Here is a 6,727-nt window from a genome sequence, read left to right as displayed (position 1 = left end):
GAGATGCCCGAAGCAGTGAAGAAGCCGACGGAAGAGGGGCTTGAAGCCGCAGTCGAGTACTGGTGGGGCAGTGCTTCGTACTTGAAGTCGACGGGAGACCCCGACCCTCTGGGTCGAGTCTCCGGAGATGGATGTGAACTGTGCCAACGTCAGGTCGAAATCTGGGACTGGGTTTACCAAGAGGGCGGCTGGGCGATGGCTGACGACGCCCAGGTCAATGAACCAATTGCGCGCGTAGAAGATGATCGGACCAACGGCAGCTTTGTCACCCAGGTCACTGAATCGAGTATTCAGGTGTACAAGCCTGATGGATCGATAGCTGATGAGGCGTCAGCGATGGAGGAATCCGAATCAAACTGGTCCGGAACAGCAGTATTTGATGCTGAGGCCAAGGCGTGGAAGATCACCGCCATGGAAGTCTTGGGATAACTGATGAACAGATGCGGCGGTTACCGCTTGGCTGCTTGGACGGTCTTGAGCGCGTTGGTCATGTTCGGATTCATGCATGCGTCCCCACCAGTTCTAGCCGTTCAAGTGTCGGCGAGCATGTGCTGGGAGTGCTTCGACGGTCAAGTTGACCAGGATTCACTACAGGTGGGTGGCGACCAACGGATTCCCGGTTCGGACGGAGAAGCGGCATCAGAAGAAACACAGCCTGAGGCTGAATCGGACAATTCTCCCAATATTGGTGCTCCAGCTACTGGAGATGCACAACCACCGGCTGCGGGCATTGAGAACGAAGACACTTTACTCGAGGTTGTTCAGTCCTTCTGTCTCGACAGACAAGGAGAGGCACAAGCAAGTTGCCTGGAGAACGAGCGATCTGTTTGTACAGAGCCCGGAAGTCAGCTCGTCAGTCGCCGATACGTGAATGAAGAACTGAATTTCGATCGCATCGGTCTTCCGTATTGCTCGAGCCCGGATGAACCGATGGTCTCTTCGTCTGCAGACGAACCTCCGCCGATGCCCGTGGTGACTCTGTCGGATTTCCGTGCCTTGGATATCGCCCCGTCGGAGATCGAGTCTGACTCGGGCGGTTTCGGTTTGATTCGTGGGAATACGAATTTCTTCGCGACCGAGGAGGACCAGACGTTGAACACCACGATGCTGGGTCAGCAGGTGGCGATTCAGGCGGTGCCGGTGCAGTGGACCTGGGACTACGGGGACGGCTCGGAGCAGCTGTCGAATCCGTACCCGGGTGGGCCACAGGTGGAGTTCAACCAGGAGACCACCACCAGCCATATCTACGAGGACACCGGCCAATACCCAGTGGGCCTGACCACGTCCTACCGAGGCCAGTTCTCCGTCAACGATGGCCCGTGGATCGCGATCCCGGGCACCGCCGAGATCCCGAGTGAGCCGGTCACCGCAGACATCTGGCGGTCCAAGTCCAAGAACGTCGCCGAGGACTGCCACGAGAACCCGCAAGGCTGGGCCTGCGGCAACCCCTTCGTCGACGGCTAGTCGAGCTCTGGCGCTGGGGATATGAGAGCGACCGCCGCGTTATCGGGACTGGAGGTCTCGGCGGCGGTAGCCCCAGAGTCCCACCGCAGTGAGCGCCACGGCGATGGCCGTCATCGCCAGCAACGGTGGCAACTCGACGTCCTGTCCGGGTAGGGCCGGCGTGTGTGCGAAGGGGGAGAGGTCCAGGGCCCAGTCCGGCAGTTGAAGCAGGTCGCCGAGGAACAGGGCCAGGGCGATCCACACGACGAACAACCAGGCGAGCAAGGTCCACCGGGGCTGGAATCCGAACAGGGCCAGGGCCAGTGAGGCGGCCACCAGCAGTGCCGGCAGGTAGGCCGCGGCGGCCAGGGTCATTTCACCGACCCAGTGCGCGTCCCCGGTGCCCGCCCAGACCCCCACGCCGACGCCGACGCCTCCGAGCAGGGTGAGGACGGCGACCTGGATGATCACCGTGACGGACCACCCCGCCAGATAGCCGGAACGCGTGCGACCGGAGACGAGCAGCAGTTCCGATCTACCGGTGGACTCCTCACCCTGCAGGGCCAGGATGCCGGAGACCCCCAGGATCAGCGGAGCGATCATCACGAAGGACAGGATGACTGCTGCGAACTCTGCGGTCAGGTCCGTACCGTCCACGGCAATCCACTCGGCGAGCGCCGGGTTCTCTTCCAGCATGCCGTCGAGCGAGTTGGCCAGGGAGCCCATCGCGATGGCGAAGAAGAACACGCCGATGCCCCATGCCAGGGCCGAGCCTCGCTGGAGTCGCCCGGCCAGGCCGGCGGTGGAGTGCAAGCCGCCGGCCACCGTCGCCGGTCCGCGGCGTGCCGGACGCAGTCCGGCACCGAGATCACGCCGGTGGGACAAGATGATGGCCAGCGCGAACAGGACGACGATCACGGCAAGGGACACGGCCAGCGGCCACCAACGCAGGTCCACGAAGAGACGAGTCTGTTGGGCCCAGGCGAAGGGGGAGAACCAGGACAGCCAGGAACCGGTGTTCTCGATCACGTCACCCACGCCTCGGAGCAGGTAGGCCACGGCAACTCCCGCCATGGCCATGCCGGTGGCGCTGCGGGCGTGCTCGGTCAGTTGGGCGGCCACAGTGGCCAGGCCAGCGAAGACCAAACCCGTCAGGGCGGTGCCGGCACCAAGGGCCAGCGAACTGTCCAGCCCCAGGTCCTCATGGCCGACGGATACCAGCCCCAGGGTGGTGGCCGCACCGACGAGGAAGCAGGCCAGCGCCACGGTCGCAGCGGCCGCAGCGGCCGGAGCGAAACGGCCGACCGGCAGGGCTCGGATCATCTCCAAGCGTCCGGATTCCTCCTCCGCGCGGGTGTGGCGGACTGCCAGGAGGATGGCCATGATGGCGGCAGTGAGGAACACGTAGAGGCTGAGTTCGTTGGCCACCATGGCACCGAAGGTGTAGTCGTCCGCAGCGAAGGCCGGCCCGGTCATCATGATGGTGGCCGGGTTGGTCAACAGGGCACCGCGCGCCTGGATGGCCTCTTCAGTGGTGAAGGCCTGGTCCAGCGAGTACACAGATCCGTAGACGCCGAGCCCCACCGCGACCGTCCAGATGAGGAGGCGGACCCGGTCGAGTCGGAGGTTGAGCCTCAGCAACGCGCCGGTCCCGGTGAACGGGGAACCGGCCTTCGGCGCCGCATGGGCGGGGCCCGCCCCCAGAGGACGACGCCAGCCGGGCGCCGTCATCGCGATCCCTCCCGCTGGCCCTGCTCAGACTGGCGGTCTCGGTCCTCGTCCCCATCGCCGTAGTGGCGCAGGAAGAGATCCTCCAACGACGGCGGTGCGATCGTCAGGTTCTGCACCCCGGTATCGGCCAGTACGCCGAGCACCCGGGTGAGGTGGTGGTGGTCGACATCGAAGCGGACGCGCCCCTGATCGACTGCCAGGTCGTGGACGCCCTCAAGCCCATCCAGCCCATGCATCTGCATCCCGGACGGTCCTGCGGTAGCGGGCGGGCCGGCGTCGAGGGTGGCGTTCACCGTGGACCTGGTCAGGTGACGCAACTCGTCCAGGGTGCCGCTCTCCACAGCCCTTCCGGCGCGGATGATCGTGACCGTGTCACAGAGCTTCTCCACCTCGGCCAGGATGTGGCTGGACAGCAGCACGGTCCTGCCTTCGTCCCGGAGGGCGCGAACCTCGGCCTGGAAGACGGCCTCCATCAGGGGGTCCAGCCCGGAGGTGGGCTCGTCGAAGACGAACAGCTCGGCATCCGAGGCGAGGGCGGCGACGAGGGCCACCTTCTGACGGTTGCCCTTGGAGTATGTGCGGGCCTTCTTGGTCGGATCCAACTCGAAGCGTTCGAGCAGGTCCTCGCGGCGGACGCTGTTCGCACGCTTGCCCTCCCGACGGCGATCTTGGCCACCCAGACGGGCCAGCACGTCGATGGCCTCACCACCAGTCAGGTTGGGCCACAGGCTCGCGTCGCCGGGAACATAGGCGAGCCGACGGTGGATGGCGACCTGATCCGCCCAGGCATCCTGGCCCAGGACTCGGGCCGTGCCGGAATCGGCTCGGAGCAGGCCCAACAGGATCCGGATCGCGGTTGACTTGCCGGCACCGTTCGGGCCGAGGAAGCCCGTCACCTGGCCGGTGGGCACGTCCAGATCGAAGCCGTCGAGGGCACGGGTGGTTCCGAACGTCTTGACCAGGCCCTTCGCTTCGACGGCGATCGCTGGCGTGGCTGGTAGGGAGGTCATGATGTGGTCCTTTCGGTGCTCTGGGCGGAGCCCTGTCCCTCAAGGGAGGCATCCAACAGGGTGGAATCCGTGAGGAGCGGTTCGGTGAAGATCTCCAGGGTGGGCTGGAGGATGCGGTCCACGTACGCGGCAAACCAGGCCGGCAACTCGGCCAGGTTCAGGGGGTCCTTCCCCTCAGGAAGGTTCAGCAGCAGGGACCCGAGTGCGAAGTCGGTGAGCAGGCGTGCCCTGGCAGTTTCGTCCCGGCTGGGGGAGACGGTGCCCGCACGCACGCCTTCCCTGAGGTAGTCGACCGTGTCTGCCACCATCCCTTCGACAAGCCGACTTGTGAGCTCACCACCGCTCTGCAAGCAGCGCAGGATGTAGCCGACGAGAGGGGCATAGCCCTCGAGCTGGGCCAATTGGGCCAACATCGCCGCGGGTGCGCCGGCGGGCAGCATCAGTTCCGTCTTGTTGTCCCGGATGGACGCATGGACATAGTCGTCACAGGCGCGGCGCAGCCCGGCGCGGGAACCGAAGTGGTGCATGATCAGCCCCGCGCTGACGCCGGCGTCAGCGGCGATGGAGCGCAGTGGGGCTTCCAGACCGTCCTGGGCGAACCGCAGGATGGCAGCGTCCCGGATCCGGGCCCTGGTGGTCTGATCATCGGAGGCTGAACGCATGTTCAAAACACTAAACGTCTGTTCAAAACCGCGTCAAGGGTTGAGAGTGACCGGGGGAGAAGCAGCCCTCCGCCTGGTCAATCAATCAATCACCCACCCGAGGTCGTCACCGGCAGGGGCAGGCTGGCATCGAGCATGTAGAAGGAGTCCGGATTGAAGTCGATGACGACCTCATCGCCGACGACCGCGTCCGGGACATTGGACAAGTCCAGCGTGATCACGTTGCGATGGTTGAGCAGGACCGGAACCTCCTGGCCGCCGACACTGAAGACCACCTGGGTCTCCCTGGCCGGGACATGGGTGATGACCCCGACCTTCTTCGGGGACTGGGTGGGCTCGGTGCAGCCGTAGTCGATGCACCAGCCCGCAGGGAGGGTCTTGACCTGCTGGAGTTCCATGGTCCACGAGTAGACTCGGTTCTCGGCGCTGCCGCCGAAGAACATCCCGCCGATCCGCAAGAGGTCGTAGTACAACGGATCGAGCTCGTTCAGCAGCACGTCGCTCGCGCCGGCATGGATGAGGGCATCCTGTCCCAATCCCGCGTCCCTGATCTGCGTTACGGCACCGTCAAAACGGGTCTTCTGGGCCACGGTGGTGTTGGTGGTGTCGCCGGCCTGGATGGCGGCTGCATCGTGTTCCGTGATACTGGAGAAGTGGGTGGCGATTCCCGTGAGTTCCAGGTGCTTGGCCTCCTCCACCGCACGGGCCAGGGGGAGCGCTTGGTCGGGGGTGACACCCTCCCGGCCCATCCCGGTGTCGACCCAGAGGTGGACCCGCAGCGTGCCACCCGTTCCTGCCACGATCTCTTCCGCCGCCGCGACCCAGGCCGGATCCGTGGCTGCGACCTCGATGTCGTAGTGCAGCATCAGCGGGATGTCTTCGACCTGGGAGACATACAGGATGGCAATCTTCGACTCGATGCCGGCTTCCCGGAGAGCGATGGCGTCGTCCAGCTTCGGGACGAAGAAGTACTCGGGCTGGGCGGCATCGTTGATGACCTTGCCGAACACGTCCACCGGTTCGCCGTTCTTCAGGACGGCGCCCAGCTGGACATCCTCAGGGAAGCCGGCGCGGATCTCCTCGGCATGCTTGCGCACGGTCTGCGTTTCCACCGTCAGGATCGGCATGTCCTGCGTGCCGTTCGTCGTGTAGGTATAGGACGCCGTCTCAGCGATGCGGGTCCCGTCTGCGCTGAGGGCAACGTCGACCGTGCCCGGCACATCGTGTTCCGGGGCGAGGCAAGCGTGCCGGGCCGAGGCCTCGTCGAAGGCGCACTCGACGGCGGCGTCGTCGCCGAAGGCTGCCGTCACCGGTCCGTCGGGGGAGACGCCGGTGTCCACGAGGACGAGGTTGCCACCCTGCACCCCGCCGTGCGAAGGGGTCAGGGCGACGGAGCCGGTCGGGCGGCCCACGGTCTCCACTTGCAGATCCGTGCTGCCGGTCTGCACACATCCAGCCAAGGCCAGCGCCGAGAGCCCCAGGACCGGGGTCACCAGCCTCCACGTCCGGCCGGACTGCGTGCTCACCGTGTTCTGTCGACCCATGAGAATCTTTTCCCCTCCGTGTTGATGCGATGGTGCGTTGTGTAGATGCGATGGTGCGTTACGGACCCGACGCCGAGAGAACTCCCGTGGGATGCGCGATGGTGCCCAAGATTGGACGCTATCCGGAGCGGTGGGCGGGCCAACGAGTACCGTCCACCCGAATGCCACGTAGGCGATGACGAACCTGTCCGTACTGTGACGGGCACGGGTCACAGCCGCCTGTCCTCACCCACCCGGATAAATCGCCGATAATCTACATTATGTCAACTAGACCATGGCATGTTGGCGATTTCTGCGAATCCGCCGGTTGGGACGACTCCCCCATGACGGAGCGCTG

General features: G+C 65.1%; 6 protein-coding genes. 2 read left to right on the top strand and 4 right to left on the bottom strand.

Annotated elements, in window-relative coordinates; all coding sequences use genetic code 11:
* The coding region (locus tag ACFFIO_RS12500) for a DUF6318 family protein (RefSeq protein ID WP_378042231.1) at positions 1-429 on the top strand (429 nt) is incomplete at its 5' end.
* A gap of 534 nt (positions 430-963) precedes the next feature.
* Positions 964-1,464 (top strand): PKD domain-containing protein, encoded by a 501-nt coding sequence (locus ACFFIO_RS12495; RefSeq protein ID WP_378042229.1) that lies wholly within the window; start codon positions 964-966, stop codon positions 1,462-1,464.
* 39 nt (positions 1,465-1,503) lie between these two features.
* Here the strand turns inward: ACFFIO_RS12495 and ACFFIO_RS12490 are convergent, their stop codons facing one another.
* The 4 genes from ACFFIO_RS12490 to ACFFIO_RS12475 all read right to left on the bottom strand — a co-directional run bounded on the left by ACFFIO_RS12490 (position 1,504) and on the right by ACFFIO_RS12475 (position 6,372).
* Complete coding sequence (locus ACFFIO_RS12490) at positions 1,504-3,174, bottom strand: ABC transporter permease (RefSeq protein ID WP_378042228.1); 1,671 nt, start codon at positions 3,172-3,174, stop codon at positions 1,504-1,506.
* Positions 3,171-4,184: an ABC transporter ATP-binding protein gene (locus ACFFIO_RS12485; protein WP_378042226.1), complete on the bottom strand. Its 1,014-nt coding sequence runs from the start codon at positions 4,182-4,184 to the stop codon at positions 3,171-3,173. Before ACFFIO_RS12485 ends, ACFFIO_RS12490 begins: the two co-directional genes overlap by 4 nt.
* Positions 4,181-4,846 carry a TetR/AcrR family transcriptional regulator gene (locus tag ACFFIO_RS12480; protein ID WP_378042224.1) on the bottom strand — a complete coding sequence of 222 codons (666 nt, stop codon included), beginning with the start codon at positions 4,844-4,846 and terminating at the stop codon, positions 4,181-4,183. The genes ACFFIO_RS12485 and ACFFIO_RS12480 overlap by 4 nt, the downstream gene beginning before the upstream one ends.
* An 89-nt stretch (positions 4,847-4,935) precedes the next feature.
* Complete coding sequence (locus ACFFIO_RS12475) at positions 4,936-6,372, bottom strand: alanine racemase (protein ID WP_378042222.1); 1,437 nt, start codon at positions 6,370-6,372, stop codon at positions 4,936-4,938.
* Between the last annotated feature and the right edge of the window lie 355 nt (positions 6,373-6,727).

Source organism: Citricoccus parietis (assembly GCF_042433045.1).
In the GTDB taxonomy this organism is placed as follows: domain Bacteria; phylum Actinomycetota; class Actinomycetes; order Actinomycetales; family Micrococcaceae; genus Citricoccus; species Citricoccus parietis.
This window is presented reverse-complemented; position numbering and strand designations above follow the sequence as displayed.

Bases quoted from the DNA above. Each gene is read 5' to 3' on its own strand.
- ACFFIO_RS12495 (WP_378042229.1), top strand. From the start codon at position 964: ATGCCCGTGGTGACTCTGTCGGATTTCCGTGCCTTGGATATCGCCCCG.
- ACFFIO_RS12490 (WP_378042228.1), bottom strand. From the start codon at position 3,174: ATGACGGCGCCCGGCTGGCGTCGTCCTCTGGGGGCGGGCCCCGCCCAT.
- ACFFIO_RS12485 (WP_378042226.1), bottom strand. From the start codon at position 4,184: ATGACCTCCCTACCAGCCACGCCAGCGATCGCCGTCGAAGCGAAGGGC.
- ACFFIO_RS12480 (WP_378042224.1), bottom strand. From the start codon at position 4,846: ATGCGTTCAGCCTCCGATGATCAGACCACCAGGGCCCGGATCCGGGAC.